Annotated in this window: 26 protein-coding genes and 1 pseudogene; 9 read left to right on the forward strand and 18 right to left on the reverse strand. The window is 59.3% G+C overall.

Annotation, left to right across the window (positions count from 1 at the left end; genetic code table 11):
• Positions 1 to 18: 18 nt before the first annotated feature.
• Positions 19 to 798: an EAL domain-containing protein gene (locus QF045_RS04320; RefSeq protein ID WP_306491185.1), complete on the reverse strand. Its 780-nt coding sequence runs from the start codon at positions 796 to 798 to the stop codon at positions 19 to 21.
• Positions 799 to 914: 116 nt separating this feature from the next.
• Here QF045_RS04320 and QF045_RS04325 point away from each other — a divergent pair, with 116 nt between their 5' ends.
• A complete protein-coding gene (locus QF045_RS04325) occupies positions 915 to 1,322 on the forward strand; it encodes an RNA-binding S4 domain-containing protein (RefSeq protein ID WP_306491186.1) in 408 nt (135 codons plus the stop codon).
• A 76-nt stretch (positions 1,323 to 1,398) separates the two neighbouring features.
• On the opposite strand, the gene QF045_RS04330 is transcribed toward QF045_RS04325, so the two are convergent.
• Complete coding sequence (locus tag QF045_RS04330; RefSeq protein ID WP_306491187.1) at positions 1,399 to 2,202, reverse strand: phosphatase PAP2 family protein; 804 nt, start codon at positions 2,200 to 2,202, stop codon at positions 1,399 to 1,401.
• A 121-nt stretch (positions 2,203 to 2,323) separates the two neighbouring features.
• Between QF045_RS04330 and hslO the strand changes: the two genes are divergently transcribed.
• Positions 2,324 to 3,226 (forward strand): Hsp33 family molecular chaperone HslO, encoded by a 903-nt coding sequence (hslO, locus tag QF045_RS04335; RefSeq protein ID WP_306491188.1) that lies wholly within the window; start codon positions 2,324 to 2,326, stop codon positions 3,224 to 3,226.
• Between the two features lie 179 nt (positions 3,227 to 3,405).
• Positions 3,406 to 4,947, forward strand: a complete 1,542-nt coding sequence (locus tag QF045_RS04340) for a phosphoenolpyruvate carboxykinase (RefSeq protein ID WP_306491189.1) — start codon at positions 3,406 to 3,408, stop codon at positions 4,945 to 4,947.
• Between the two features lie 57 nt (positions 4,948 to 5,004).
• Here QF045_RS04340 and QF045_RS04345 read toward each other — a convergent pair whose 3' ends face one another.
• From QF045_RS04345 to QF045_RS04365, 5 genes and pseudogenes are all read right to left on the reverse strand, one after another.
• Positions 5,005 to 5,868, reverse strand: a complete 864-nt coding sequence (locus QF045_RS04345) for a DMT family transporter (protein WP_306491190.1) — start codon at positions 5,866 to 5,868, stop codon at positions 5,005 to 5,007.
• A 159-nt stretch (positions 5,869 to 6,027) separates the two neighbouring features.
• Positions 6,028 to 6,384: a DUF1493 family protein gene (locus QF045_RS04350; RefSeq protein ID WP_124365435.1), complete on the reverse strand. Its 357-nt coding sequence runs from the start codon at positions 6,382 to 6,384 to the stop codon at positions 6,028 to 6,030.
• A gap of 274 nt (positions 6,385 to 6,658) precedes the next feature.
• Positions 6,659 to 7,141: a hypothetical protein gene (locus tag QF045_RS04355; RefSeq protein ID WP_306491191.1), complete on the reverse strand. Its 483-nt coding sequence runs from the start codon at positions 7,139 to 7,141 to the stop codon at positions 6,659 to 6,661.
• Between the two features lie 244 nt (positions 7,142 to 7,385).
• A pseudogene (locus QF045_RS04360) lies at positions 7,386 to 7,987 on the reverse strand (putative adenosine monophosphate-protein transferase Fic).
• The gene (locus QF045_RS04365; RefSeq protein ID WP_080761377.1) at positions 7,987 to 8,157 is read right to left on the reverse strand and encodes a YhfG family protein; all 171 of its coding nucleotides are present in this window, start codon (positions 8,155 to 8,157) and stop codon (positions 7,987 to 7,989) included. Before QF045_RS04365 ends, QF045_RS04360 begins: the two are co-directional and overlap by 1 nt.
• 174 nt (positions 8,158 to 8,331) lie before the next feature.
• Here QF045_RS04365 and QF045_RS04370 point away from each other — a divergent pair, with 174 nt between their 5' ends.
• The 3 genes from QF045_RS04370 (at position 8,332) to QF045_RS04380 (ending at position 12,107) form a co-directional block, all read left to right on the forward strand.
• Positions 8,332 to 9,507 carry a tetratricopeptide repeat protein gene (locus QF045_RS04370; RefSeq protein ID WP_306491192.1) on the forward strand — a complete coding sequence of 392 codons (1,176 nt, stop codon included), beginning with the start codon at positions 8,332 to 8,334 and terminating at the stop codon, positions 9,505 to 9,507.
• A gap of 211 nt (positions 9,508 to 9,718) precedes the next feature.
• Positions 9,719 to 11,656 (forward strand): ATP-dependent DNA helicase RecQ, encoded by a 1,938-nt coding sequence (locus tag QF045_RS04375; protein ID WP_306491193.1) that lies wholly within the window; start codon positions 9,719 to 9,721, stop codon positions 11,654 to 11,656.
• Positions 11,657 to 11,675: 19 nt separating this feature from the next.
• Positions 11,676 to 12,107 carry a thioesterase family protein gene (locus tag QF045_RS04380; protein WP_306491194.1) on the forward strand — a complete coding sequence of 144 codons (432 nt, stop codon included), beginning with the start codon at positions 11,676 to 11,678 and terminating at the stop codon, positions 12,105 to 12,107.
• 142 nt (positions 12,108 to 12,249) lie between these two features.
• On the opposite strand, the gene QF045_RS04385 is transcribed toward QF045_RS04380, so the two are convergent.
• The 3 genes from QF045_RS04385 to fdhD all read right to left on the reverse strand — a co-directional run bounded on the left by QF045_RS04385 (position 12,250) and on the right by fdhD (position 16,222).
• On the reverse strand, positions 12,250 to 12,735 hold the full coding sequence (locus QF045_RS04385; protein WP_306491195.1) for a glycine zipper domain-containing protein: 486 nt from the start codon (positions 12,733 to 12,735) through the stop codon (positions 12,250 to 12,252).
• 302 nt (positions 12,736 to 13,037) lie between these two features.
• Positions 13,038 to 15,386 carry an FdhF/YdeP family oxidoreductase gene (locus QF045_RS04390; protein WP_306491196.1) on the reverse strand — a complete coding sequence of 783 codons (2,349 nt, stop codon included), beginning with the start codon at positions 15,384 to 15,386 and terminating at the stop codon, positions 13,038 to 13,040.
• Positions 15,383 to 16,222 carry a formate dehydrogenase accessory sulfurtransferase FdhD gene (gene fdhD, locus QF045_RS04395; RefSeq protein ID WP_306491197.1) on the reverse strand — a complete coding sequence of 280 codons (840 nt, stop codon included), beginning with the start codon at positions 16,220 to 16,222 and terminating at the stop codon, positions 15,383 to 15,385. The genes QF045_RS04390 and fdhD overlap by 4 nt, the downstream gene beginning before the upstream one ends.
• A 207-nt stretch (positions 16,223 to 16,429) precedes the next feature.
• On the opposite strand from fdhD, the gene lysM reads away from it, so the two are divergent.
• Entirely contained in the window at positions 16,430 to 16,870 is a 441-nt protein-coding gene (gene lysM, locus QF045_RS04400; RefSeq protein ID WP_306491198.1) for a peptidoglycan-binding protein LysM, read from the forward strand.
• 107 nt (positions 16,871 to 16,977) lie between these two features.
• On the opposite strand, the gene yrfG is transcribed toward lysM, so the two are convergent.
• Entirely contained in the window at positions 16,978 to 17,640 is a 663-nt protein-coding gene (gene yrfG / locus QF045_RS04405; protein WP_306491199.1) for a GMP/IMP nucleotidase, read from the reverse strand.
• Between the two features lie 87 nt (positions 17,641 to 17,727).
• Between yrfG and nudE the strand changes: the two genes are divergently transcribed.
• Together nudE and cysQ are read left to right on the forward strand one after the other, a co-directional pair.
• Positions 17,728 to 18,294 carry an ADP compounds hydrolase NudE gene (gene nudE, locus QF045_RS04410; protein ID WP_306491200.1) on the forward strand — a complete coding sequence of 189 codons (567 nt, stop codon included), beginning with the start codon at positions 17,728 to 17,730 and terminating at the stop codon, positions 18,292 to 18,294.
• Positions 18,291 to 19,127, forward strand: coding sequence for a 3'(2'),5'-bisphosphate nucleotidase CysQ (gene cysQ, locus QF045_RS04415; protein WP_306491201.1), 837 nt, complete (start codon positions 18,291 to 18,293; stop codon positions 19,125 to 19,127). Before nudE ends, cysQ begins: the two co-directional genes overlap by 4 nt.
• A gap of 127 nt (positions 19,128 to 19,254) precedes the next feature.
• On the opposite strand, the gene QF045_RS04420 is transcribed toward cysQ, so the two are convergent.
• From QF045_RS04420 to rfbB, 7 genes are read right to left on the reverse strand one after another with little or no spacing between them, the layout of a single operon-like run.
• Complete coding sequence (locus QF045_RS04420; protein WP_306491202.1) at positions 19,255 to 19,710, reverse strand: thioesterase domain-containing protein; 456 nt, start codon at positions 19,708 to 19,710, stop codon at positions 19,255 to 19,257.
• A gap of 26 nt (positions 19,711 to 19,736) precedes the next feature.
• Positions 19,737 to 21,122: a sigma-54 dependent transcriptional regulator gene (locus tag QF045_RS04425; protein WP_306491203.1), complete on the reverse strand. Its 1,386-nt coding sequence runs from the start codon at positions 21,120 to 21,122 to the stop codon at positions 19,737 to 19,739.
• On the reverse strand, positions 21,119 to 22,927 hold the full coding sequence (locus tag QF045_RS04430) for an ATP-binding protein (protein ID WP_306491204.1): 1,809 nt from the start codon (positions 22,925 to 22,927) through the stop codon (positions 21,119 to 21,121). Before QF045_RS04430 ends, QF045_RS04425 begins: the two co-directional genes overlap by 4 nt.
• 36 nt (positions 22,928 to 22,963) lie before the next feature.
• The gene (rfbD, locus tag QF045_RS04435; protein ID WP_306491205.1) at positions 22,964 to 23,833 is read right to left on the reverse strand and encodes a dTDP-4-dehydrorhamnose reductase; all 870 of its coding nucleotides are present in this window, start codon (positions 23,831 to 23,833) and stop codon (positions 22,964 to 22,966) included.
• Complete coding sequence (gene rfbC / locus QF045_RS04440) at positions 23,830 to 24,375, reverse strand: dTDP-4-dehydrorhamnose 3,5-epimerase (protein ID WP_306491206.1); 546 nt, start codon at positions 24,373 to 24,375, stop codon at positions 23,830 to 23,832. Before rfbC ends, rfbD begins: the two co-directional genes overlap by 4 nt.
• Entirely contained in the window at positions 24,372 to 25,247 is an 876-nt protein-coding gene (gene rfbA, locus QF045_RS04445; RefSeq protein WP_306491207.1) for a glucose-1-phosphate thymidylyltransferase RfbA, read from the reverse strand. Before rfbA ends, rfbC begins: the two co-directional genes overlap by 4 nt.
• The gene (rfbB, locus tag QF045_RS04450) at positions 25,244 to 26,326 is read right to left on the reverse strand and encodes a dTDP-glucose 4,6-dehydratase (RefSeq protein ID WP_306491208.1); all 1,083 of its coding nucleotides are present in this window, start codon (positions 26,324 to 26,326) and stop codon (positions 25,244 to 25,246) included. The genes rfbA and rfbB overlap by 4 nt, the downstream gene beginning before the upstream one ends.
• Positions 26,327 to 26,451: the final 125 nt, after the last annotated feature.

Genomic DNA, 26,451 nt, shown 5'->3' on the forward strand with positions numbered 1-26,451 from the left:
CTTCAATATGGGTACCGGTCAATGTGCCCAGGCGTGAGGTGAAACCTTGGCCAGGGCATTGAATGCAGGCCTGGCGAACCAGTAACCCTGCATCAGAAATATTCCACAGTCGGAAAGGAAGTCCCGCTCGCCGGCACTTTCGATGCCTTCGGCGATGACAGTAACCCCCAACTGCTCACAGATTGTGACAATCCCCCGGACGATCACCTGACGGACACGGTCCTGGTCGACATCGCGAATCAGCGCCATGTCGAGTTTGATCAGGTCAGGTTGGAAATCGGCCAGCAGATTCAGCCCCGAATAGCCCGCGCCGAAATCGTCGATGGCGGTCTTGAAGCCGAAGTCGCGGTATTCACGCAGAATATTCGTCAAATGGCGATAGTTATCTACATGCTCGCTTTCCAGTGTCTCGAAAATCAGGCGGTCCAGCGGAAAATTGTGCGCACGGGCAGCTTCCAGGGTGCTGCGGATACACAGTTCCGGACGGTATACGGCATTGGGCATGAAGTTGATCGACAGGTGAGTCTGCATGCCCAGGGCAGCAGCGCCGGCAATTGCCTGGGTGCGGCAACGCTGGTCGAAGCGGTAGCGATTGGTTTCGTTGACATGGGCCAGCACCGACAGCGCGCCTTCACCCTGGATGCCGCGTACCAACGCTTCATTGGCAAATATCGATTGGTCGCGCAGGTCTACGATAGGCTGGTAGGCGAAAGCAAAATCGAACCCCAGAGGCTCGCTTTGCTGGCAACCCACGCACCGCTGATTGGGCGAGGTGAGAGAAATGGGAAAGTCGGTCACAGCGTATCCTCGCGAAAACAGGGTGGTACCTGGCGTATCTTAGGTGAGCCTTGGGGTTTATGCGTCGAAGGGCATCAACGGTAAGGTTGCGACATTTTTCAGAGCGAGGAATTCAAGTGGCTCAAAAACACGAAGAGGAAGAAAAGGTTCGATTGGACAAGTGGTTGTGGGCCGCGCGGTTCTACAAAACCCGTGCCTTGGCCAAGGCTGCTATCGAGAGCGGCAAGGTGCACCATCGTGGCGAGCGCTGCAAGCCGGGGAAGGAGCCACGAGTCGGCGACGAGTTTCAGATTCGTACAGGGTTCGATGAAAAAACCATCGTGGTTCAGGCGCTGTCTGCCGTGCGCCGTGGCGCGCCTGAAGCGCAGGCATTGTATGCGGAGACCGAGGCCAGCATTGCCAAGCGTGAGAACGCGGCGGCGATGCGCAAGGCGGGGGCTTCGGGCTTGACCACCGATGGCAAGCCGAGCAAGAAGCAACGGCGTGATCTGTTCAAGTTTCGCGGCAGTGGCAACGACGATTAATGACACGAATCGCCAACCCGAAGAAGATCAAAAAAGTGGGAGGGAGCAAGCCTCCTCCCACATTTATCCTGCGGTGTTAAGGGGTTGTGCGCATCACACTCAGTCGCCCGATCACCGGCAATCTGCCGAGCAATCCGAAAACCGGCGCTGTTACCCGCAACAGGAACCCCGACACCTTCGCCGCAAACGGGGTGTAGTAACCCCAGCCCAACGCCAACAGTGCCAGCAAGACCCCGCCGATGTAATCGTCCTGCCCCCAATGCGCGCCTGCTACCAGTCGCGGCATCATGAACAGCAGCGCCATGCCCCAGATCACCAGCACCTGGCCGACGCGCTTGGCGAAGACGGTCATGAACATCGCCCAGATCAACAATACGGAAGCATGATCACCGGGGAAGCTCTGGCTTGAACGGTCTTTCAATTCCCAGGTTTTCTCCAGCCCAGGGAAAAAATCGCTCATCTGAACCGCGCCGCCAATCACCATGGACGGGCTGCTGTGCTGCCAACCCATCTGCGCCGCGAGCTTGGAAAACAGCATGCGGATAAACAGCAGCAACAGAAGAATACCGAGGAAGCCAAAGAACGCCTGGCGCACCTGCACGGCCTTGAACACCCAGTCGCCGCGTATCAGCAGCGCCAACAAGATCACCCCGACGACCGCATCAAACGGCCGCAGGCTTGCCACGGCCCATACATGCAACCAGGTGGCGCTGCTCGCCAGCGGGTCATTGAGCAGGTGAAACAGCCACTCGTCGAAAATCACACACAGCATCTGGCCCGTGGGCCACAGCCAAAAACACAGCAGCCCGATAGCGAGTAGATTGCAAAGAGCCCACCGCCGGAGGTTCCAGTTCGCTTGGAACAAACCCGGATTGTTCATAAACTGTTCCTCATCGCTCTATAGCTCCTTGTTTCAGGAGAAACCGCACCAATATGGTGCTAAAGCGTTTAATTTTATAAACGTTGTAATCATTTTGTCATCACTTCAGATACCCAGACCTATGACTGATCTACCGGATACCGACTTCACCCAACGCTTTATCTTTGACGAGAACGACGCCCGCGGCGAACTGGTTTCGTTGGAGCTCAGCTATGCCGAAGTCCTTGCCAAACACGCGTATCCAGAGCCGGTCGCGCAATTGCTCGGTGAGTTGATGGCAGCGGCTGCGCTGCTGGTGGGTACGATGAAATTCGATGGCTTGCTGATTCTGCAGGCGCGTTCCGAAGGCCCGATCCCGATGCTGATGATCGAGTGCTCCAGCGAGCGCGAAATCCGTGGCCTGGCCCGTTATGACGTCGACCGGATCACACCGGATGCCACATTTTCCGAGCTGATGGCCGATGGCGTGCTGGCGATTACCGTTGACCCCACTGAGGGCCAGCGCTACCAGGGTATCGTTGACCTCGACGGCGAGACCTTGGCGGACTGCTTTACCAACTATTTCGTAATGTCCCAGCAAGTCGGCACCAAGTTCTGGCTCAATGCTGACGGCAAGCGCGCGCGCGGCCTGTTGTTGCAGCAATTGCCGGCCGACCGGATCAAGGATGAGGATGAGCGCACTGATAGCTGGCGCAAGCTGACCGCCCTGGCTGGCACCTTGACCGCAGAAGAATTGCTGGCTCTGGACAACGAGACCATTTTGCACCGCTTGTACCATGAAGAAGCCGTGCGCCTGTTCGACGAACAGTCCCTGCGCTTCAACTGCAGCTGCTCCCGCGAGCGCTCAGCCAATGCTCTGGTCAGCCTAGGCCTGGAAGATGCGCAAAATCTGGTGGTGGAACACGGCGGTCATATCGAGATCGATTGCCAGTTCTGTAACGAGCGTTATCTGTTCGATGCTGCCGATGTAGCCCAATTGTTCGCCGGCGCAGGCATCGACACCCCTTCCGACACCCGCCACTAAAACGTTTAAGCACAGGTAAATCACCTGACAAACGCCGAGATAGCGCTGTTCTGACGGGAGGGCCCTACTCTTTTTGGGCTTTTCTGGCATAATCCGGCCCACTTTTTTCGCGGTAGTAGTGCGCAACTTTCTACTACAAAACGTTTGGAGCACTCGGCCATAGGCCGACGGGGAACCTCATGACGCAAGCCAATAACGCCGTATACACCGATCTGAGTGTTGACGATCTGGTCAAAGAAGCCCTGCAGCGCGGTGAAGGCGTGCTTGCCGATACTGGCGCGCTGGTCGTAGAAACCGGTCACCGCACCGGTCGTTCGCCGGTCGATCGTTTCATCGTTGAAGAGCCGACCACCCAGGACGCAATCGCCTGGGGCCCGATCAACCGCAAGTTCCCGGCCGACAAGTTCGACGCCCTCTGGGCTCGCGTCGAGGCCTTCAACAACGCGCAGGAGCACTTCGTTTCCCACGTTCACGTAGGGGCAGCCGAAGACCACTACCTGGCCGTGAAAATGACCACGCAGACTGCCTGGCAGAACCTGTTCGGTCGTTGCCTGTTCATCAACCCGGCCCAGTACAACCCGGCCGGTCGTGAAGAGTGGCAAGTGCTCAACGTGGCCAACTTCGAATGCGTGCCAGAGCGTGATGGCACCAATTCCGACGGTTGCGTGATCCTCAACTTCGCCCAGAAAAAAGTGCTGATCGCCGGCATGCGTTACGCCGGTGAAATGAAGAAAGCCATGTTCTCGGTGCAGAACTTCCTGCTGCCGGCCGCTGACGTGTTGCCGATGCACTGCGCCGCCAACATCGGTGAAGCAGGCGATGTGACCCTGTTCTTCGGCCTGTCCGGCACCGGCAAGACCACCCTGTCCGCCGACGAAAGCCGTTACCTGATCGGTGACGACGAGCACGGTTGGGGCGAAGGCGTGGTGTTCAACATCGAAGGCGGTTGCTATGCCAAGTGCATCGACCTGTCCGAGAAGAACGAGCCGGTTATCTGGAAAGCCATCAAGCACGGCGCCGTGCTGGAAAACGTCGTTATCGACGAGGCCAAGCATGCCGACTACGCCGATGTCAGCCTGACCCAGAACAGCCGCGCCGCCTACCCACTGGAGCACGTCGCCAAGCGTTCCGAGAAGAACCTGGGCGGCGAGCCCAACGCGGTGATCTTCCTGACCTGCGACCTGACCGGCGTACTGCCGCCCGTGTCGATCCTCAGCGAAGAACAAGCGGCCTACCACTTCCTGTCCGGCTACACCGCTCTGGTGGGCTCGACCGAAATGGGTTCGGGCAGCGGCATCAAGTCGACCTTCTCCACCTGCTTCGGCGCACCGTTCTTCCCGCGCCCGGCCGGTGAATACGCTGAGCTATTGATCAAGCGCATCCGCGGCTTCGGCTCCAAGGTCTACCTGGTTAACACCGGCTGGACCGGCGGCGGCTACGGCGTCGGCAAACGCTTCAACATCCCGACCACTCGCGGCGTGATCGCAGCGATCCAGAGCGGCGCGTTGATCGGTGCCGAAACCGAACACCTGGACACCATCAACCTCGACGTGCCATTGGCCGTACCGGGCGTTGAGACCGGCCTGTTGAACCCACGTAACACGTGGGCTGACAAGGCTGCCTACGACGAAGCGGCGAAAGCGTTGGCTGGGTTGTTCATCGAGAACTTCAAGAAGTTTGAAGTGAGCGATGCAATCAAGGCTGCGGGGCCTAAGTTGTAAGAGTCGCTGGTTGTGAAAAAGCCGCCCCTAGTGGGCGGCTTTTTTGTGCGCGGGTGGTCAGTTGGTCATGTGCAATACCACGGCACCGACCAGGACTAATATCACCCCTAGAACCTGTACTGCCGACAACCGTTCCTTGAAGAACAAACATCCCAGGATCGCCGCAATACCGCCTGATAGCGTACTGATCACGGTCACAACCGACACCGAGCCGGCCATGGCACCCCACGAAAACGCCGAGAACCCGCCGAGGTTCATCAGGCTCGCACCGGTCAACGTTGCGCAGTTGCTCAGCGGCGGAATTTTCAAGCCGTCCTTGATCTTCAGCACCATCACCACCAACACGCACAAACCCACCAGGTAACCCAGCCACAGCATGGTGACAGGCCCCAGCGCGGGCAGTGTGTAGCGGCCTTGCAGCCAGAAACTCGCGCCATAGAGTGTTGCTGCGAGCAGGGCGTAGGCGATGGACAGGCGGGGGTTGCTGTGAGGTACCCCGTTTTCTTTATGGATACTGGAAAGAATTACGCCGATCACGCACAGGGCGATGCAGCCAAGTTGAGCCAGGCTGATGTGCTCACCGCTGGCCCAGGACAGCAGGGTGGTTACTACGCCATAGGACGTGACCAGCGGCGCAACGATGGCCGCTTTGCCCAGGGCGAAGGCCTTGGACAGCGCAAGGGCGCCGGAAACGGTCAGTAAAGCGGCGGTGATGCCTAGAAGCCAGACGCCAAAGGGAGCATCAAGGGATTTGAAGAGGAAGGCCGGGAATATGACCAGCAGCAGGGTCATGATCAAAAAGCCGAGGGCTTGGCCGAAATACACCGCGCGTTTAACACCAACGGCTCGGGCGTTGAGGCCCACCAGAAAGTCGGTGCCGCCCCAGAGCAGGGCGGCCAGCAGGCCCATCGTTACGTCCATGTAAGGTCCTTGTTATGTATACCGCTCGCCAGATTTGCGCAAAGCTAATGTAGGAGGGGGCTTGCCCCCGATTGCGGTTTAACAGTCAAAAATTTGCTGGCTGACACACTGCTATCGGGGGCAAGCCCCCTCCCACATTTGAACCTCAGCGCTCTCGTTTCAGCTCAGGTTTTCCAGTGTTTGCGTGTCCCAGCTGTGGGTCTTGATCGCCAGGTAGAGCATACCAATGGTCAGCGGGACTTTGTCGCCACGGCCCTTGGCCCGGCGCTTGAGGAACACGTCGAAGACCGGTGGGTTGAAGTAACGATAAGTGTCGTAGTCGCCCAGGTCGAGGGCGAACTCCTGCTCCAGTGCTTCCATCAGTTGCTTGGCCTCGCTGCCGTCACAGCCCAGGTCGAAATTGAGTGAGGTTTGCAGATGGATGGTCTTGTGTTTCGGCAGGCCGATTTCTTCGTGCAGTAATTGCAGGAGTTGCTGCATGACGGGGTCTTTGGGGAAGTTGGGGGCGAGGTTCATGGTGGGGGCGCGCAGGAGTGGGTGAGGGGGGCTGTTGCGTTTTAGGCGGTATTTGTTTCGGGTGATGAAGAGTGCCAAGCCTATCAAAAACACGGCCAGGGGAAGGAGTTGAATGTTCAGGATGACGGCGACGTAGGGCAGCCAGAGCAACAGAGCCAGTGCCGTTACGATGAAGGCAATGGCGAAACGCCTTCTTAACGTGCAGTCAATGATTTTGTAATAAAGCAATAGATGGAGAGCTAATAACAGTGCTGTTTGTAGGTAAAGCCATTGATCAAGATTCATCTGAGTACACATGCATTGAGACGCTTGAGCGCTGCGGGCCTATGCCACCACTGACCTGAGCATCCAGGCCAATGATGATGTCTGCGCTATGAAAGTTGCGAAGCGTGTGAGAAATCAAATCGCTGACAGCATTCTCGATGATCGATTCTGCTTTGCTGGATATGATCCCGACAGGGGTTGCAACTGCGCCAGAAATGATTTCTTTGATGAGGTTGTTTCGATTGTTCAAGCTATCTGCCTGCTTCCTGGTCAATGGCTTTGAGACGGCAACCGTCATGACGCAGGGTAGATCTCGGGCGAGCATCTTTTCGTACAACTTCTGAAGTCGCAAGCGGACCTCTATCGCTGATGCTTTCGCTTCCAGCAAGCAAAGTTTGGCTAGCTCTTGTCGATTGTTTGGCATCACGGTGAGACGAATCACTGTGAAAGTGATGCCATAGTGGCCGATATATTGAGTCCTTTCGATGTTCACGTTTTTTCGTCGGGGCAGTTGAAGGGGGGTCCAGTCTCAGCCAGGAAAACGTGGATTTGTAGAGGGCCAGACGAGTGTTTTAGGCCGTTTCAGAAATGGACGACGCGCCGTCCGGCGGCTTCTTACAGTTTTACGGCTTGATGCTTATTTGGAAGGCTGAACTGGCAGAAATGTGGGAGCCGGGTTTGCCCGCAGTGACGGTGTGTCAGGTATGAAGAGGACCCACGCAGCGCTTGAGGAACGATCACTGCCCTACAGGCCTACTGATACACCGCTGAAAAATCGCCTCCAACGCCCGATAATCACACGCGCCACTGCATCAATATTCGCCGGTATCCACGCCGCGTGTTTGACCAGCCACCAGTTCACCGAAAACCCCGCATTCACGATGATCTGTTCGAACAAAATTCGCTGCGCCCGGCCGTTGCCCTCGCGGAAGGGGTGGATAACGTTGAGGTCGCCATAGGCTTGGGCAATCTGCGTCACCAGCTCGGCTTGGCTGGCGCCGACAAACCAGTTTGCCTCGGCCATCTGCCGGGCGATTTTCGCGGCTTCTGGCGGGATACGTTCGGGGGTGCAGAACAGGGTGTCGCCTTTTTGGATGTTGACGCTGCGCAACTCGCCGGCCCAGTCATAGATGTCACCGAACAGTGTGCGGTGGATGTGTTGCAGGCGGTCGAGATCGTAAGGCGGGGGGAAGAGCGGGAGGCTGCTTACGGCGATTTCGGATAATTCCCGCTCGGCCTGGTGCAGGCGGTGTTCGTCGAGCAAATCGAGGCGGTTGCGCAGGACGCTGCTACCGGGGTAGCAGTACGGGTCCTGGCCCACCCCGTATTTGTCGAGCATCAGCGTGGAGTGTTGCGGTACTTGGCAAGCACGGCTTCGCGGGTCGGCAGGGGCTTGTCGACGTCGGCCGGTTGGGTCTCGAACCCTTCCAGGCGCAGGCTGGCCAGGTAGTTGGAACGGCGGATCTTGTGGTAGTGATCCTGTTTTTGCTCAAACGTCAGTTCGCTCATCGCAGCGTCCTCCTGGGTAGCAAGGCTTGATTGTAGCGCAATGCGTCAGCGGGCAGGCGGGATAAAACCACGTCACATTTTGTATAAATACTGCGCCAGCAGGCTGAATTCAGCGTATGTTTCACCGCAAAATCTTGTAGGGCGATTCCGCCCACTACTTAAAGGGAGTTAGGCATGGGTTTGCTTCGTGTTGCTTCGGCAATGTCATTGTGTGCGGTGGCTTTTTCCGTTCAGGCCGAGCAGTTGCCGATCGAGGTGCTGAGTGCGGTGGTCAAGGACCAGAAAATCGCCGACGCCGAGGTGCTGCTGCAACGCAACGGTGCGCAGAACGTAGTGGGCCGCACCAACGCTCAAGGGCAAGTCACGCTGACCAGCGAGGCTGCTGACGACGCCAGCAATCTATTGATCATCAAGAAGCCCGGCTACTCCAACCTGGTGGTGAAGTGCCCGTGCAAGGGCATGACCTACGCGATCAGCCCGGTGATGGAAAACCTCGACGGCTTGCGCGTGGTGCTGACCTGGGGCCAGACGCCGGACGATCTTGACTCCCACATGATCTTCCCCGGCAACAACATCTACTTCGAGAACAAGACCGGCACCGACGCCGCGTTGGACGTGGACGACACCGACAGCTACGGCCCGGAAACCATTACCCTGCAGAAAAAACACTACGGCGAAAGCTACGTTTACGCCGTGCACGACTACAGCAACGGCGGCAATCCAGGTTCGCGTCAGTTGTCCAACAGCGAAGCCAAGGTGTTTGTGTACATGGGCCAGTCGCTGGTGCGTACCTACTACGTCCCTAAAAACCGCAGCGGTAACCTGTGGACAGTGTTCCGCATGACCGGCAGTGGCGATTTCCAGGACATCAACACCTTCAGCGGCGTGACCGTGGATGCAGCGAATGTGCTCAACGAAGTCAAACCCTTGCTGGATGACAGCGTTGCCGTTACCGCAGTGGTTGTCAGCTCTTCCGTACAGGCTGATGCGAAACGTCTGAACCTGCAAGGTGAAGCGGCCTACCAGGCGGGTAACCTGGACCAGGCGATTGAGCTGTTCCGTCAGGCCATTGAGTTGGATAACGGCTTCGGTAAAGCCTACGGCAACCTTGGCCTGGCGTATCAAAAGGCTGGTAACACCGCCGAGTCGATCTGGGCTGACCGCAAGGCTATCGCCTTGGCGACGGGGGCCAATGCGGCAACCGTACGCGCGGGCGCCTACTACAACATTGCGCGGATCTACGAAGCGGCGGGCCAGTTCCCGGACGCGTTGCGTCACTATCAGTTGGCCAAGGAGCAAAAGGCTAATCCGGTGTATGACACGGCGATTGAGCGTGTGCAGAACCGCTGATCCAGTCGTAGCGCAGTTCCAAAATGGTGGGAGGGGGCAAGCCCCCTCCCACATTTGGTTTGTGGTGTTCCTGTAGTCGAATTTGGCCCAAGGCCATTGCTGCACCCTGTGTATCATCCTGTCTCTTTTTTCCATGCGACCTTTCTCGATCCGCTGAGCTTAATGGGCTACGTTTTTAAGCCACGTTCAACGGTCAATGGAGTGACAGCCTATGCACGACACCCTCCAGCAGGTCTTTGGTTATCCACAGTTTCGTTTGGGCCAGGAAGAGACGGTTAGCGCCGTGTTGGCCGGACGCTCGGCGGCCGCTATTTTCCCTACCGGGTCTGGCAAGTCCCTGTGTTATCAACTGTCAGCCGTACTGCTGCCGCACCTGACGCTGGTGGTGTCGCCGCTGTTGGCGCTGATGCAGGACCAGTTGGGTTTTCTGCAGCGCCACGGCATCTCGGCGGGCAGTATTGATTCGGCCCAAAGTCGCGAGGACGCCAACGACGTGATGGCTCGGGCACGTTCGGGCGAATTGAAAATCCTGATGATTTCCGTGGAGCGTTTGAAAAACGAGCGGTTTCGCAACTTCCTGCAAAGTGTGCGGATCTCGCTGCTGGTGGTGGATGAGGCGCACTGCATTTCCGAATGGGGTCACAACTTCCGTCCGGATTATTTGAAGCTGCCCGACTACCAGCGCCAGTTCAATATCCCACAAGCGCTGCTGCTGACGGCGACGGCCACCCCCAAAGTGATCGCCGATATGCAGGCCAAGTTCGCCATTGCGCCGCAGGATGTGATTACCACGGGCTTTTACCGTCCCAACCTCAACTTGCTGGTGGAGCCGGTAAGCGGCGCGGATAAACGCCGTCGCCTGGTGCAGTGGATGAACGAGCGCGCCAACCAGCCGAGTATCGTCTACGTCACCCTGCAAAAAACCGCCGAACAGATCGCCGAGTACCTGAACCGCAACGGCATCCAGGCCGAGGCGTATCACGCCGGCTTGCCCCACGACAAACGCGAAGGTATCCAACGACGTTTCATGGGCGGGCGCTCCAATTGCATTGTCGCCACCATCGCGTTCGGCATGGGCATCGACAAAAGTGATATCCGTAACGTAGTGCACTTCGACCTGCCCAAATCCATCGAAAACTACAGCCAGGAAATCGGCCGCGCCGGTCGTGACGGGCAGCCTTCCGACTGCCTGGTACTGGCTAATCGTGACAGTCTCAACGTGCTGGAGAACTTCGTATACGGCGATACCCCAGAGCAGGAGGGCATTCGCCGCGTGCTGGAAGAGTTGCAGGCGGCACGAGGCGAGGGGCAGTGGGAGTTCCTGCTGAGGTCGCTGTCGGACCACAGCAATATCCGTGAGTTGCCGCTCAAGACGCTGCTGGTGCAACTTGAGCTCAAGGGCGTGATTGCGCCGCGCTACGCGTTTTATGCCGAGTACCGCTTCAAGTACCTGATCGAACCCGATGCCTTGCTGGCACGATTTTCCGGCGAGCGGCAACAGTTTGTCGCGGCGATCATTCAGGTATGCAAGCGCGCGAAAACCTGGGCAACCGTTGATTTCGATGCGCTCTACCTGCAGCACAACGCCGAGCGCAGTCGTGTGGTAAAGGCGTTGGATTACTTCCAGGAGCAGGGCCTGATCGAATTGGAAAGCAAGCAGATGACCGAGGTCTACAGCTTGCTGAACACCGATTTCGACCCTCAGGTGTTGAGCGCCGAGTTATACACAGGCTTCAAGCAACACGAGATGACAGAGGTCGCGCGAATACATGCCATGCTCGATCTGTTCGCCACCGAGCAGTGCCTGGGGCAGCGCCTGGCACTCTATTTCGGCGATGAAAATGCGCCCGTGCGTTGCGGGCATTGCTCGGTGTGTCACGGGCACGTTGCGCATCTACCCGCGCCGCCGAGTTTGCCGCCGCTTGTGGATAAAAACTTCATGGGACTGTGCGGTGATTTTATCCACAGGCATCATGAGCACACCGGCCATTTGCCGGGGGCTGAACGGCTGACGCGCTTTCTGGGTGGTATCAGCGTGCCGCTGTTCACCAAGCTCAAAGCGCGGGGCATTCCCGGTTTCGCTGCGCTGGAGGATTACCCCTACGCTGAGGTTCGTGAGTGGGCCGCAGCCCATTTGAACAGTCTGTAAATTCTTACCCGAGGTACCCATGCCTGATTCAGTGCCACAACGTGCCGATTACGCTCACTTCCAGACGATCATTACGCGCTGGCACGACAATGATGTGTACGGCCATGTGAATAACGTCACCTACTACAGCTTTTTCGACACGGCGGTGAATACCTACCTGATCGAACAGGGCGGGTTGGATATTCATGACGGTGCGGTCGTAGGGTTTGTGGTGAGTTCGGCCTGCGATTACTTCGCATCGATTGCGTTTCCCGAGCGTATCGAAATCGGCTTGCGGGTGGGCAAGTTGGGCAACAGTTCGGTGCAGTATGAGCTGGCAGTGTTCAAGGCCGGGGAGGAGGAGGCCTGTGCGGCAGGGCGCTTTGTGCATGTGTTCGTGGACAGAGCGTCGAACCAGCCGGTGCCGATTCCGAGGCAGTTGCGCGAGGCGTTGCAGAGGTTGGTGGTCTGATTCGTTTAGACAAATACCGCAAAACCAAAGATGGGGAGGGGTTTGGCCGCGATAGCGGTGTGTCAGTCAAAGGTGTACTGACTGATACCCCGTCATCGGGGGCAAGCCCCCTCCCACATTGATTCGCAGTGTTCTCTAAAGCTTAGCGGTGACGGTAGTGATGCTTGTTCTTGCGATGCCCATAGGCTTGGCCGCGGCCTGGGTGACCATCGCGGTAGTAGCGACGGTCATCACGGTCACGCCCACGATAACGACGGTCATCGTCATCGCTCTTGTTGCCCATGTAGTTGCCCAGCGCGCCACCTGCGCCACCGCCGGCCGCTGAGCCGATCAGTGCGCCTGTGCTGCCGCCGACACTGCGGCCTACCACGTTGCCGCCGGCAGCGCCCAATGCGCCGCCAATGGCTGCTTCGCCACGGCTGCGCTTGTCGGCGCCGACCGCACTACCGCCCGCGCCACCCAGCGCTGCGCCGATGGTCGAACCGGTGTTGCCGCCCAACTGCTGGCCGACAACCGAGCCTAGAACCCCGCCCAATGCGCCGCCCACACCGGCTTCGGTGGTGCCACCGGCCATGGCTGCGCCACTGACCAGGCCAAGGGACAACAAGAGAATCGAGGAGAACTTCATTCAGGGAAACCTCAAGGGGATGACGGCGCGATCCTGAGGTTGTATCGAGCGGCTGACAATCGAAATCCGACCGGCGGCAGCGGTTGTATACAATTTGCTAAGTTGCTGTTTTGTATAGGGAACTTAAGTTGTTTTTACGAGTCTTTAGCTACTTCGGAACGGCCGCTTTTATGTAAAAAGCGGCCTTTTTTTGTGCCTGTAAAATGCATGGTGATAATGCGGGCTTCTTCGCGGGCAAGCCCGCTCCCACATTTTAAATGCATTTCAAATGTGGGAGCCGCGGCAGTTCAAACAGGCATAAGTCAGGCCGAGCGCGCCATGATCAACCCATTGTCACTCGCCGCTTCCAGACGAATCGCGACGAACTTCGACGTCGGCGTATGGCTACCGTCGCCAGTGCTTTCCAGGGGCACCAAGGGGTTCACTTCCGGATAGTAGGCCGCCGCCTGCCCAGCCGGGATATCGAACGCTAACAGCGTAAAGCCTTTGACGCGCCGCTCACGGCCGTCTTCCCACAAGGACACGATGTCCGCTTTCTGCCCCGGCTTGAAGCCCAGGCGGATGATGTCGGCTTCGTTGACGAACAGCACGTCCCGTTGCCCTTTGACCCCGCGATAGCGGTCGTCCAGGCCATAAATCGTGGTGTTGTACTGATCGTGGGAGCGCATCGACTGCATGATCAGGTCCGGCACACGCCCTGTGGCGTGTGTGCGTTCATGGATAAGGTCTTTGGGCAGCACGTTCGCACGGAAGTTGGCGCGGCCCGATGGGGTGTTCCAGCGGCGCGCACCGGCGGAATTGCCTAGATAGAACCCGCCAGGATGCTTGATCTTTTCGTTAAAATCCTTGAAGCCTGGAATGGTGTCGGCGATCAGGTCGCGGATGCGTCCGTAGTCGGCGATCAACCAGTTCCAGTCCACGGGTTTGCTGCCCAGGGTCGCCGCGGCAATGCCCGCAAGTATCGCAGGCTCGGATTTCATCAGCGACGACAGCGGTTGCAGTTGACCGTTGGAGCCGTGGACCATGCTGAAGGAGTCTTCCACCGTCACCGCTTGCGGGCCGTCGGCCTGAATGTCGATGTCGGTACGCCCCAGACACGGCAGGATCAGCGCGTCTTTACCGTGCATCAGGTGGCTGCGGTTGAGCTTGGTGCTGATCTGCACGGTCAGGTCACAATTACGCAACGCCTCGAAGGTGCGTGTACTGTCCGGCGTGGCTTGGGCGAAGTTGCCGCCCAGGCCGATAAACACCTTGGAGCGGCCTTCGAGCATGGCGTGGATGGCTTCGACCACGTTGTGTCCATTGGTACGCGGCACCTGGAATTGGAAGCGGCGCTCCAACGAGTCGAGGAACGCCACCGGTGGGCGTTCGTTGATACCCATGGTGCGGTCGCCCTGCACGTTACTGTGACCGCGCACCGGGCACAGGCCGGCACCTGGGCGGCCGATATTGCCGCGCAGCAGCATCAGGTTGGCGATTTCCTGGATGGTCGGCACCGAGTGGCGGTGTTGGGTAATGCCCATCGCCCAGCACATGATCACGTTCTTGCCTTTGGCGTACATGCGCGCGGCTTGCTCGATCTCCACCAGCGTCAGGCCGGACTGCTCGACGATTTCGTCCCACGAGGTGTCGTCGATCTGGCCCAGATAGTCCAGTACATTAACGGTGTGCTCGTTGAGGAAGTCGTGATCGAACACCGCTTCCTTGCCTTCGGCCTGGGCTTGGCGTTCCCATAGCAGCAGGAACTTGGCCATGCCGCGCAGGATGGCCATGTCGCCGCCCAGCGCCGGGCGAAAGTACGCGGTGTTGGTTGGCTTGTCGCCGTTGGTGAGCATTTCCAGCGGATGTTGCGGGTGCTGGAAGCGTTCCAGGCCACGTTCTTTCAGGGGGTTGATACACACCACCTGAGCGCCGCGCTTAACCGCTTCGCGCAGTGGCTCGAGCATGCGCGGGTGGTTGGTACCGGGGTTCTGGCCCCAGACGAAAATCGCGTCGGCATGTTCGAAGTCATCAAAGGTCACGGTGCCTTTGCCAACGCCCACACTTTGCGCCAGGGCCACGCCACTGGCTTCGTGGCACATGTTCGAGCAGTCGGGGAAGTTGTTGGTACCGTAGGCGCGCACAAACAGTTGATACAGGTAGGCGGCTTCGTTGCTGGCGCGGCCCGAGGTGTAGAACTCGGCCATGTCCGGGCTGGGCAGGGCGTTGAGGTGCTTGCCGATCAGGTCGAACGCGGCTTCCCAGCTGATGGACTGGTAGCGGTCGGTCTCGGCGTTGTAGCGCATAGGCTCGGTGAGGCGGCCTTGGTACTCCAGCCAGTAATCGCTCTGTTCCAGCAGCGCGGTGACACTGTGCTTGGCGAAGAACGCGGCGTCCACGCGGCGCTTGGTGGCTTCCCAGTTGACCGCCTTGGCGCCGTTTTCGCAGAACTTGACCATGCCACTTTCCGGCGAGTCGCCCCAGGCACAGCCCGGGCAGTCGAAGCCGCCGTTCTGGTTGGTCTTGAGCATCATGCGCAGGTTTTTCAGCGCGTTGTCGCTGGTCAGCCAGGCTTGCGCCACACTGATCAACGCACCCCAGCCGCCTGCCGGACCTTTATACGGCTTGTAGCGTGGGGTTGGGGTTTGGTCGGCTTGGTGGTGAAGGCTCATGGCTGGTACTCCATCGCAGGGCTGTAGACCCGCGGCGCGCTTTTCTGCGGCAGGTGGATGAGATTGAGGTTATGCCGGCGCGCCCATTGCAGGGCAAGGCCGGTGGGCGACGACAGGCTGACCAGGGTCTGGATGCCCGCGCGCAGGACTTTCTGGATCAATTCGAGGCTGCAGCGGCTGGTGACAATGGCCACGCCGCCGTCGGTCGGAATCTTTTGGCGGATCAGTGCGCCGATCAATTTATCCAAGGCGTTATGCCGGCCGATGTCTTCGCGGCCCATCAGCAATTCGCCCTGGTCGTTCATGAATACCGCCGCATGCACCGCGCCGCTGTGCTGGCCCAAGGGCTGAAATGCACTGATGCGCTGGCGCAGCCCGTCGAGCCATTCGGCGGGTGGCAAGGGTGCGCCGGGCAGCGCCTGAAGGTCGGGTAATGCCTGTTCTACGGCTTCGACACCGCACAGGCCGCAGCCGCTGGTGCCCGCCAATTGGCGGCGCTGCTGCTTGAGGTTCCAGAACGCACGGCTGGAAATCTGTACCTGGGCGTATTGGGCCGAGCCCGAACCGCTGATTTTCAGGTCATAGATGTCGCTGACGTCGGTGATGATGCCGCTGCCCAGGCTGAAACCGACAATAAAATCTTCCAGGTCGGTTGGCGTCACCAGCATGACTGCCTGGCTGATGTCGTTATAGGCAATCGCCAACGCCACCTCTTCCGCCAAAGCAGTGCTGCCGACGTCGGTGTGTTCGAGGTTGCTGTATTGATAGCTCTGGCTGGCGGCGGGCGCGGGCGTTTCAAGGGCGGGCGCCGCGCAGGTTGGGCGCTTGGCGTTCATGAGGCAGTTACCACCGGCGGATTGGTCAGTGTTCAGACTAGGCGCGACAAAGGGTCGCGTCTAATTGCCAGTATTGATCTATTGATAGATGACATCGATCAAAGGTTCGATTGCGGTGGCGGTTTTCGCCCGCAGGTGCCGGAACCCAAATCTTTGGGATTGGTCTAGTCTTGGGCATCAGGAACTTAAACCCAAGGAGAGCGCACCATGAGTATTTTCAGCTTTATCAAAGAAGCCGGCGAAAAGATCGTCGACCTGTTGACGCCGGGGAATGCGAACGCCAGTGAGCAGTTGAAGGAGCATGTCAGCAAGGTGGGCCTGGGTAATCCAAACGTGCAGACCACGGTGGATGGCGACAAGGTCACTGTGACCGGTGAAGTGGCCACTCAGGAAGAGAAAGAGAAGATCCTGCTGGCGCTGGGCAATATCGCTGGCGTGGCGAGCGTGGATGACCAGATCACCGTAACCGGCCCAGTGATTGTGGCTTCGCGCTTTGTTGTGGTGAAAAGCGGTGACACTTTGAGTGCGATCTCTAAAACGGTTTATGGCGACGCGAATAAGTACGACAAGATTTTCGAGGCTAACAAGCCGATGCTCAAAGATGTAAACAAAATCTACCCAGGCCAGACACTGCGTATCCCTGAGTAGTATGTAGAACAAAATGTGGGAGGGGGCTTGCCCCCGATGGCGCTGGCCCAGTCACTGATACTTGGCTGATACACCGCTATCGGGAGCAAGCCCCCTCCCACAATTGATCAGAGGCCGGCAATGAGCTCTCGGTAATCCCCGACTGCCGCGAATTCCGCCGTGTCTTTCGGTCCCTTCTTGCTGTCCGGCTCTTTCACTGCAAGCAAATGCCCAACGCCGAAATCCCGGGCACTTCGCAGGATCGGCAAGGTATCGTCGATAAACAGGCTACGGGCCGGGTCGAAGTGGATATCCGCTTGCAGCGCTTCCCAGAACTGCCGGTTTTCCTTGGGGAAACCGTAATCGTGGGAGCTGATCAGTTGCTCGAAGTACGGCGCCAACTCGATGCGCTCCAATTTCAATGACAATGAATCGCGATGAGCGTTGGTGATCAGGATCACGCGCTTGCCGGCCTGTTTGATCGCGGCCAGAAAAGTATCCGCGTCCGGGCGCAGGGCGATCAGGTGGGCGGTTTCCAGCTTGAGCTCGCGCACCGGGATCTTCAGTTCGGCGCTCCAGAAATCCAGGCAATACCATTGCAGCTGCCCGGCGTTACGTTCGAACAGGGGCTGCAGTTCCATTTGCGCCATGGCCAGGCTCACGCCGTGCAGTTCGGCGTAGCGCTGGGGCAAGTGCTCCATCCAGAAATGGTTGTCGTAGTGCAAGTCGAGCAAGGTGCCGTCCATGTCCAGCAGGACGGTGTCGATGGCGTGCCAAGGCAAAGAGGGCATGGGGCGTTCTCATGTAAGTAAAGATATCCGACACAGACAATCGGAAAAGCCACGGTATAGTAACCCGATCACGCCAAGGAGCCGTTTATGCGCCAGAAACCCACCGTCCTCGCCCGCGAAATAGTCGCCAGTAGCCGTTTGTTCCGCGTGGAGGAAGTGCAATTGCGCTTTTCCAACGGCGTTGAACGCACCTACGAGCGCCTGGTGGGCCGTGGTGCCGGTTACGGCGCAGTGATGATTGTCGCGATGATCGAGGAAGACCATGCATTATTGGTGGAAGAATACTGCGGTGGCACCGACGAGTATGAACTGTCCTTGCCCAAAGGGTTGATCGAGCCCGGCGAGGATGTGTTGGCTGCGGCTGACCGCGAGCTCAAGGAGGAAGCTGGCTACGGCGCTCGCCAGTTGGAACACATCACAGAGCTTTCGCTGTCACCTGGCTATATGAGCCAGAAAATCCAGGTGGTGCTGGCCACCGATCTTTATGAGGAACGCCTGGAAGGCGATGAGCCCGAGCCCATGCGCGTGGATCGGGTCAACCTGCGTGAACTGTCGGCATTGGCGCAGAACGAGCAGTTCAGTGAGGGCCGGGCGCTGGCCGCGCTGTATCTGGTGCGAGACCTGCTGACCCAGCGTGGAGTATTCACCCTATGAGCGAACTGTTTCTGGGCCACCCTTTTATCGCGCCTGTCATCGAATTGGCTCGCCAGGCAGGTGAAGCCATCCTGCCGTATTGGCGTGCCGATGTAGCGGTGACCTCCAAAGCGGATGATTCACCGGTGACGGCCGCCGATCTGGCCGCGCATCATCTGATTCTTGCTGGCCTCACGGCGCTGGACCCAAGCATTCCGGTGCTGTCTGAAGAAGACGCCGATATCGACCAGAGCGTGCGCGCCGGTTGGCAGCGTTGGTGGTTGGTGGACCCGTTGGATGGCACCAAGGAATTCATTAGCGGCAGTGAGGAATTCACCGTCAATATTGCCTTGATCGAACAGGGACGGGTGGTGTTCGGCGTGGTGTCGATGCCCACCAGTGGTCGCTGCTATTTCGGCGGCGCGGGCCTGGGGGCCTGGCGTTCGGACGTGAATGCCGCGCCCAGGCAGATCCAGGTACGCCAGACTCCGGCTGCAGGGGAAGCCTTTACCGTGGTTGCCAGCCGCCGTCATACCAGCCCGGAACAGGAACGTTTGCTGGAAGGGCTGAGCCAGGGTTTGGGCGAGCTGAAACTGGCGAATATCGGCAGTTCCTTGAAGTTCTGCCTGTTGGCCGAAGGCAGTGCCGATTGCTATCCGCGCCTGGCGCCGACCTCACAGTGGGACACCGCAGCCGCGCAAGGCGTGCTGGAAGGGGCGGGGGGCGAAGTGCTGGAGCTCAGCGGCAAGCCGTTCAGCTACCCGGCGCGGGAATCGTTGTTGAACCCGTTCTTTCTGGCGTTGCCGGCCAAGGCGGCGTGGCGTGAGCGCTTGTTGAGCCTGGCCAGGTCTTAAGACCACAGCAAAACAAAATGTGGGAGGGGGCTTGCTCCCGATTGCGGTGTAACAGTCAGAAGCTGGTTGCCTGACACACTGCTATCGGGGGCAAGCCCCCTCCCACATTTAGTTTGTGTATTGGCTTTTAGCGGTGCAGGACATATTGGCCGGTGAAAGCTACCGCCCTTTCGTCACTACCCTCATTCACAATCCACGTCTCCAGCGACAATCGCGCCCGGCCATGCCGTTTGTAGGTTGCCACAAAGCGCTTCCACACCTTCTCCTCTGGCGCCATGCAATGCACCGTTGCATCCTGCGTTACTGGCAACGGATAGCTGATCTGGCCTTCCTGGATCACGATATGCCCGTCTTCAATGCCCTCTTCGCGCAGGCTCAGGTGCAACCAACCCCAGCCGGCCAGTACGGCGCCGCAGTAGAGGCTGCCGCCAAACATGGTGCTCTTGTGGTTGATATTGGCTTGCAAGGGTAGATGCAGTTGCAGTTGGCCGTGTTGCCAATCGAGCACCTTGAGGCCCATTTCCCGGGTGAGGGGGATGTCGTGGTGAAGGATGGATTCCAGATAACGGCTGTCGCGGCTCATGGCGGTCTCTTGGCTCGTGGGCGAGGTCATTCGTCGTCTGCGCTGTGGTTGGCACTGTCGGCGAAGTTCAGACCGTGCTTGCGTAGTTTGTCGTGCAGGGTTTTACGTGGCACGCCCAGGGCTTCGGCGAGGCTGCGCAGGGAGCTGTGGGGGCGGGTCAGTTCGGCCGCGATCAGGCTCTTCTCGAATTGCTCGACTTGCTCGCTCAAGCCGCCAGGCGTGGAGGTCAGTGTGCCGGCGGATGGATTGTCCGGCGTACTGTCCAGCGCCAGCTCCAGGCCCAGGGCAAAGCGTTCGGCGGCGTTCTGCAGTTCGCGCACATTGCCCGGCCAGTTGTGGCGCAGCAGCAGCGCGCGCTGGCCCGGTTGCAGCTCATGCAGGGGCAGCCCGTGGCGGCTGCTGGCTTCGTCGGCGAAGTGCTGGAACAGCATCAGCGCATCTTCACCGCGCTCGCGCAGGGGTGGTATGCGCAGCGGCGCGACATTGAGACGGTAATACAAGTCGGCGCGGAAGCGCCCCTGGTCGGCAGACTGGCGCAGGTCTTCCTTGGTGGCGGCGATGATGCGGATATCCAGCGCAATCAACTGATTGCCGCCCAGGCGCTCCACGACGCGCTCCTGCAGCAGGCGCAACAATTTGACCTGTACATCCAGGCTCATGCTTTCGATTTCATCGAGAAACAGCGTGCCGCCATTGGCGAACTCGAACTTGCCGATACGGCGTTTCTGCGCGCCGGTAAACGCGCCCGGCTCATGGCCGAACAGTTCGCTTTCCACCACCGATTCGGCCAGCGCGCCGGCGTTGATCGCCACGAACGGTCCGCTGCGGCGGCTCGAAAGGTCATGCAAAGCGCGGGCGACCACTTCCTTGCCGGCTCCAGTTTCGCCGAGGATCAGCACATCGGCCTTGGTTGCCGCCAGTGCTCCGATTTGCTCTCGCAGGCGCAGCATTTGCGGCGAATGCCCCACCAGGCGTGTGCTCAGTTGTTGCCGATCGCTGAGTGCCAGGCGCAGGCTGCGGTTGTCCAGCACCAGTCGGCGCAAGGCCAGGGCGCGGCGCACGCTGTCGAGCAAGGCGTCGCTGGCGAAGGGTTTTTCGAGAAAGTCATAGGCGCCGGCACGCATGGCCTGTACCGCCAGCGGCACGTCGCCGTGGCCGGTGATCAGCAGCACGGGCAGGTCCGGGTCCTGACCATGGAGTTCGGCAAGCAGCTCCAGGCCGTCCATACCGGGCATGCGGATATCACTGACCACTACGCCCGGCCAGTCCCGCGACAAGCGTGCGGTGAGGCCGCTGGCTTCGCCCAGGGGCAGCACTTTCAGCCCGGCCAGGTCCAGGGTCTGGCACAGCGCCTGACGCAGATGGGGATCGTCGTCGATCAGCACCACCTGGATCTGGTTATCGATACTCATACACTGCGGTCCTCGGACGGTTGCACACTGACGCCCGGCGAGCCGGCACGCAATTTCAAGGTTAACAGCGCGCCGCCTTCCTTGTGGTTGGCGAACAGCAGTTCGCCGCCGAAGGCGCGCATCAGGGTGTCACAGATGGCCAGGCCCAGCCCAAGGCCCTGGGTACGCGTCTTGGTGGTGTAGAACGGCTCACTGGCGCGGCCCAACGCTTCCATGCAGAAGCCTGGACCGTTGTCGCGAATGTACAGGTTGACGCCCTGCTCGGTGGTTTGGGCACTCAGCCAGAGTTTGCGTGGTGGGCCTTTTTCGGTGAGGGCGTCGAGGGCGTTGGCCAGCAGGTTGCCCAGCACCTGGCGTAGACGGGTTTCACCGGCTTGCACCCATAAGGTCGCCTCGGGTAAGTCGCGGATCAACTCCACTTCCATCGAGCGTCGCCGCTTGGCCAGCAAGGCCAGGGCATCGTCCAGCGCCGGTTGCAGCGCCACGCTTTCCGGCGCGTGGCGGTCGCGGCGGGCGAAGGCGCGCAAGTGGGCGATGATCGACGCCATGCGTCCGGTCAGTTCGCTGATCAACTTGAGGTTGCCGCGGGCATCGGCGGTGCGTTCATGGTCGAGCAGGATTTCGGCGTTTTCCGCATAGCTGCGAATCGCTGCCAGGGGTTGGTTCAGCTCGTGGCTGATACTGGCCGACATGGTGCCCAGCGCCGAGAGTTTACCGGCCTGGACCAGGTCGTCCTGGGCCCGCACCAGCTCCTGCTGGGCGTGTTCGCGCTCCAGCACTTCCTGTTTCAGCCGTCGGTTCAGGCCTTCCAGGTCGCTGGTCCGCTCCGCCACGCGCATTTCCAGCTCGCGGCGCGCCTTGGCTTCGAAGGCGATGCGCTCCAGGTAATGTCGACGACGCTGCATCATCAAGCCGAGCAGCAGCATCAGCACCAACAACGTCGCACCGCCTACGGCCACTACGGTACGCACCGGGCGGTTGATCAGCGATTGGGGAGCGAGAATTTCCACGTTCCAGCCGGTCTCGGCGATGGCAGTGGATTGGCGCAGCCAGGCGCTGCTGCTCAGATTCAATGGCTGAGGGTCGCGGGTTGGGTAAGGCTGGATAGCAATAATGGCTTGGCGCTCTTCGGCGGTCAGCGGCCGAGTCGCGCGGAATCGCCATTGCGGGCGCGAGGTGAGGATCACCACGCCGTTGTGGTCGGTGACCAGAAGTTGCTCAGGGGTGTTGCCCCACAAGCTCTCAGTGTGGTCCAGGTCCACCTTGACCACCAGCACGCCGATGATTTTTTCATCATCGCGTACGGCGGCGGCAAAGAAATAACCGCGCTTGGCCGAAGTGGTACCCAGCCCGAAAAAACGCCCCAGGCGCCCAGCCATGGCTTCGCTGAAATAGGGACGAAAAGAAAAATTGCGCCCGACAAAGCTGTCTTGTTTGTCCCAGTTGGACGCGGCGAGGGTCTTGCCGGTGGTGTCCATCAAGTACATCACTTCCACTCCGGCCTGGGCGGCGACATCCTTGAGCAGCAGGTTGGCGTTGACCAGGTTGGTGCTGATGTGGGGCGCATCCAGCGCGGTGCGCAGCGCCGGCAGGTCACCGAGGATCTGCGGCAGCACTTCATAGCGGTGCAGGGTGCCCAACAGGTTGGCGACGTACAGGTCGAGGGTCTGACGGTTTTGACCCGCCAGCTCGCTGCGGTAGTAGCGCTCGGCCAAGTGCTCCAGCGGCCACAACAGCGGCGCCAGGCACAGCGCCAGCAGGGCGAGGCTGCGCCAGCGGGGTCTTCGCGGAAGGGGTGGAGTCATGGGTATCGTGCGCCTGTGGGTACAGGCGCATTATGCCTAGTGCTGCTCTGCAAGACACTCGCGCAGTGCGTCTTGCCACTGCGGCTGGCTGACCTGCCATTGCTGTTGCAGGCGGCTGCAGTCCAGGCGCGAGTTCAGCGGGCGCTTGGCAGGGGTTGGATAGGCGCTGGAGGGGATCGCTTCGAGTTCGGCACAGGGTTTGCCCGCGTCGCGAAGCGCTTCACCGATGGCCTGTGCAAAACCGAACCACGACGTTTCACCCTGGGCGGTAAGGTGATAAACACCCCAATTCCCGGCGTCACCGGCCTGCCAGCGTTCGATCAGCGCGCGGGTACTGTTGGCGATGGTCCCGGCCCAGGTTGGCGCGCCGACCTGGTCGCCAACAATGCGCATCTGCGGTTTTTCCTGCAGCAGACGCTGCATGGTCAGCAGGAAGTTCTTGCCGTGGCTCGAATACACCCAGCTGGTACGCAGAATCAGGTATTGGCCGCCTACCGCCGCAATCGCCTGCTCACCCGCCAGTTTGCTTTGACCGTAGACACCCAGTGGGTTGGGTGTGTCATTTTCGGTGTACGGGGCCGGTTTGCTGCCGTCGAACACGTAGTCGGTCGAGTAGTGAATCAGCGGGATGCCAAGGGCCTTGGCTTCCTCGGCGAGGATGCCGGGAGCGATGGCGTTGATGGCGAAGGCTGCGTCCGGCTCGCTTTCGGCCAGATCGACCGCGGTGTGCGCTGCGGCGTTGATGATCAGGTCGGGGCGGTGGGCGCGCACTTGCTTGCGGATGAGCGGTGCGTTGGCCAGGTCCAGTTGGTCACGGCCCAGCACGATGAGTTCGCCCAGGCCGTGGAGCCGCTGTTGCAGCTCCTGGGAGACTTGGCCGTGTTGGCCGGTGATCAATATTTTCATGGGAACAAATCCGCATCTTTCAAGCTTTTACCGATTTGATCCTTGGCGGACAGGGTCGGTGAGCCATTAAATTGCCAATCAATATTGAGGTCCGGATCGTTCCAGCGAATGCAACGCTCTGCAGACGGCGTGTAGTAATCCGTCGTCTTGTAGAGGAACTCGGCGTAGTCGCTCAGCACAACGAACCCGTGGGCGAAACCCGGTGGAATCCACAACTGGTGATTGTTTTCGGCGGACAGGCGCACGCTGGTCCATTTGCCGAAATGAGGAGAGCTGCGGCGGATATCCACCGCCACATCCAATACTTCCCCGGCCGTCACACGTACCAGTTTCCCCTGGGCGTGTTCTACCTGGTAGTGCAGGCCGCGCAGCACGCCCTTCAACGAGCGCGAGTGGTTGTCCTGCACAAATTGAAGTTTCAGTCCGCTGGCTTTTTCAAACTCGCGAGCGTTGAAGCTCTCATAAAAAAAGCCGCGGTCATCGCCAAAAACCTTCGGCTCGATGACCATTACACCAGGCAGCTCAGTGGCAATCACATTCATTTAGTGTTCCCGGCCAGTGTATATAGATACTGACCATAGCCGGTTTTGCCGAAATATTTAGCGCGTTCCAGCAGATAGTCATGATCTATCCAGCCGTTTTCGTAAGCGATCTCTTCCAGGCAGGCTACTTTCAGGCCCTGGCGATGCTCGATGGTCTGCACATAAGTCGACGCTTCCAGCAAGCTGTCATGGGTACCCGTATCAAGCCAGGCAAAGCCGCGGCCAAAACGCTCAACGTGCAGGTCACCGCGCTTGAGGTAGGCGTTGTTGACGTCGGTAATCTCCAGCTCGCCGCGTGGCGAAGGCTGGACGGCCTTGGCGATCTTGATCACGTCGTTGTCGTAGAAATACAGGCCGGTCACGGCATAGCTGGATTTCGGCTTCGCCGGTTTTTCTTCGATCGACAGGGCGCGGCCTTCTTCGTCGAAATCGATCACACCGAAACGCTCCGGGTCTTTCACCCAGTAGCCGAACACCGTGGCGCCTAATGGGCGTTGTGCGGCGTTACGCAGTTGGTCACTGAAATGCTGGCCATGGAAGATGTTGTCGCCCAGGATCAGGCACACTGGATCATCGCCAATGAACTCTTCGCCGATGATGAACGCTTGCGCCAGGCCATCGGGCGAAGGCTGTTCTTCATAGCTGAAACGCACGCCAAACTGGCTGCCGTCACCGAGCAGGTTGCGGTATTGCGGCAGGTCCACCGGCGTGGAGATCACCAGGATGTCCTTGATCCCCGCCAGCATCAGCACCGAGATCGGGTAGTAGATCATCGGCTTGTCATACACCGGCAACAGTTGTTTGGACACACCCAGGGTAATGGGGTGCAAACGGGTGCCGGAACCGCCGGCCAATACAATTCCCTTCATCATGCGATCAGATCCTTTACGTCAGTATTGCCGAGTCGTTCACCTTGATAACTGCCATCCTGGACCCTGCGGCACCATTCAAGGTTATCGAGGTACCACTGCACGGTTTTGCGCAGGCCGGTTTCAAAGGTTTCTTCCGGGACCCAGCCCAGTTCGCGCTCGATTTTGCTGGCGTCGATTGCGTACCGTTGGTCGTGGCCCGGACGATCCTTGACGAAGGTGATCAGGTCGGTGAATTGTTCCACGCCGGCTGGACGCTGTGGCGCCAGCTCTTCCAACAGGGCACAGATACCGCGTACTACGTCGATATTCTTCTGTTCGTTGTGACCACCGATGTTATAGGTCTCGCCCACGACCCCGGTCGTCACCACCTTGAGCAGTGCACGGGCGTGATCTTCGACGAACAGCCAGTCGCGCACTTGCAAACCGTCGCCATACACCGGCAGCGGCTTGCCCGCGAGGGCGTTGAGGATCACCAGGGGGATCAACTTTTCCGGGAAGTGGAACGGCCCGTAGTTGTTCGAGCAGTTGGTCAACAGCACCGGCAGGCCGTAGGTACGCTGCCAGGCGCGGACCAGATGGTCGGAGGCTGCCTTGCTTGCAGAGTATGGCGAGCTAGGCGCGTATGGCGTGGTTTCGGTAAAAAGATCGTCCACGCCGTGCAGGTCGCCGTACACCTCGTCAGTGGAGATGTGATGGAACCGGAACGCGCTTTTGGCCGGCTCTGCCAGCTTCTGCCAATACGCCCGGGTGGCTTCCAGCAGGCTGTAGGTGCCGACAATGTTGGTCTGGATAAAATCCGACGGGCCGTCGATGGAACGGTCCACATGGGACTCCGCAGCCAAGTGCATGATCGCGTCTGGCTCAAAGCGCGCCAGTACGGTGCTGACGGTGGCCTGGTCGATGATATCGGCCTGGACGAACTCATAGCGGCTATTGGATGCAATGCTGGCCAGCGACTCAAGGTTGCCGGCGTAAGTGAGCTTGTCCAGGTTGAGCACTTCGTGCTCAGTATGCTGGATCAGATGCCGGATCAGGGCCGAGCCAATAAATCCGGCACCGCCGGTAATGAGAATACGCATGTCGAGGGCCTTTTCCTTAGACGGACATTAAGCGAAAGAAGCATAGCTTGAGTTGTGAGACGAGCGGACGCAAGCGCGGCGAGCAAGGGGGGTTGATTAACACTCCGGAACAATGGCGATATAGA

Source organism: Pseudomonas sp. W4I3, from assembly GCF_030816195.1.
Classification (GTDB): Bacteria; Pseudomonadota; Gammaproteobacteria; order Pseudomonadales; family Pseudomonadaceae; genus Aquipseudomonas.

Excerpts from the sequence above, each read along its gene's own strand:
- QF045_RS04345 (WP_306491190.1), bottom strand. The coding sequence starts at position 5,868 with ATGGACGTAACGATGGGCCTGCTGGCCGCCCTGCTCTGGGGCGGCACC.
- rfbB (WP_306491208.1), bottom strand. The coding sequence starts at position 26,326 with ATGCGTATTCTCATTACCGGCGGTGCCGGATTTATTGGCTCGGCCCTG.
- QF045_RS04425 (WP_306491203.1), bottom strand. The coding sequence starts at position 21,122 with ATGAGTATCGATAACCAGATCCAGGTGGTGCTGATCGACGACGATCCC.
- QF045_RS04370 (WP_306491192.1), top strand. The coding sequence starts at position 8,332 with ATGGGTTTGCTTCGTGTTGCTTCGGCAATGTCATTGTGTGCGGTGGCT.
- QF045_RS04340 (WP_306491189.1), top strand. The coding sequence starts at position 3,406 with ATGACGCAAGCCAATAACGCCGTATACACCGATCTGAGTGTTGACGAT.
- QF045_RS04385 (WP_306491195.1), bottom strand. The coding sequence starts at position 12,735 with ATGAAGTTCTCCTCGATTCTCTTGTTGTCCCTTGGCCTGGTCAGTGGC.
- QF045_RS04350 (WP_124365435.1), bottom strand. The coding sequence starts at position 6,384 with ATGAACCTCGCCCCCAACTTCCCCAAAGACCCCGTCATGCAGCAACTC.
- QF045_RS04420 (WP_306491202.1), bottom strand. The coding sequence starts at position 19,710 with ATGAGCCGCGACAGCCGTTATCTGGAATCCATCCTTCACCACGACATC.
- rfbC (WP_306491206.1), bottom strand. The coding sequence starts at position 24,375 with ATGAATGTGATTGCCACTGAGCTGCCTGGTGTAATGGTCATCGAGCCG.
- QF045_RS04430 (WP_306491204.1), bottom strand. The coding sequence starts at position 22,927 with ATGACTCCACCCCTTCCGCGAAGACCCCGCTGGCGCAGCCTCGCCCTG.
- QF045_RS04375 (WP_306491193.1), top strand. The coding sequence starts at position 9,719 with ATGCACGACACCCTCCAGCAGGTCTTTGGTTATCCACAGTTTCGTTTG.
- QF045_RS04380 (WP_306491194.1), top strand. The coding sequence starts at position 11,676 with ATGCCTGATTCAGTGCCACAACGTGCCGATTACGCTCACTTCCAGACG.
- QF045_RS04365 (WP_080761377.1), bottom strand. The coding sequence starts at position 8,157 with ATGAGCGAACTGACGTTTGAGCAAAAACAGGATCACTACCACAAGATC.
- QF045_RS04330 (WP_306491187.1), bottom strand. The coding sequence starts at position 2,202 with ATGAACAATCCGGGTTTGTTCCAAGCGAACTGGAACCTCCGGCGGTGG.
- nudE (WP_306491200.1), top strand. The coding sequence starts at position 17,728 with ATGCGCCAGAAACCCACCGTCCTCGCCCGCGAAATAGTCGCCAGTAGC.
- yrfG (WP_306491199.1), bottom strand. The coding sequence starts at position 17,640 with ATGCCCTCTTTGCCTTGGCACGCCATCGACACCGTCCTGCTGGACATG.
- rfbA (WP_306491207.1), bottom strand. The coding sequence starts at position 25,247 with ATGATGAAGGGAATTGTATTGGCCGGCGGTTCCGGCACCCGTTTGCAC.
- cysQ (WP_306491201.1), top strand. The coding sequence starts at position 18,291 with ATGAGCGAACTGTTTCTGGGCCACCCTTTTATCGCGCCTGTCATCGAA.
- QF045_RS04390 (WP_306491196.1), bottom strand. The coding sequence starts at position 15,386 with ATGAGCCTTCACCACCAAGCCGACCAAACCCCAACCCCACGCTACAAG.
- rfbD (WP_306491205.1), bottom strand. The coding sequence starts at position 23,833 with ATGAAAATATTGATCACCGGCCAACACGGCCAAGTCTCCCAGGAGCTG.
- lysM (WP_306491198.1), top strand. The coding sequence starts at position 16,430 with ATGAGTATTTTCAGCTTTATCAAAGAAGCCGGCGAAAAGATCGTCGAC.
- fdhD (WP_306491197.1), bottom strand. The coding sequence starts at position 16,222 with ATGAACGCCAAGCGCCCAACCTGCGCGGCGCCCGCCCTTGAAACGCCC.
- hslO (WP_306491188.1), top strand. The coding sequence starts at position 2,324 with ATGACTGATCTACCGGATACCGACTTCACCCAACGCTTTATCTTTGAC.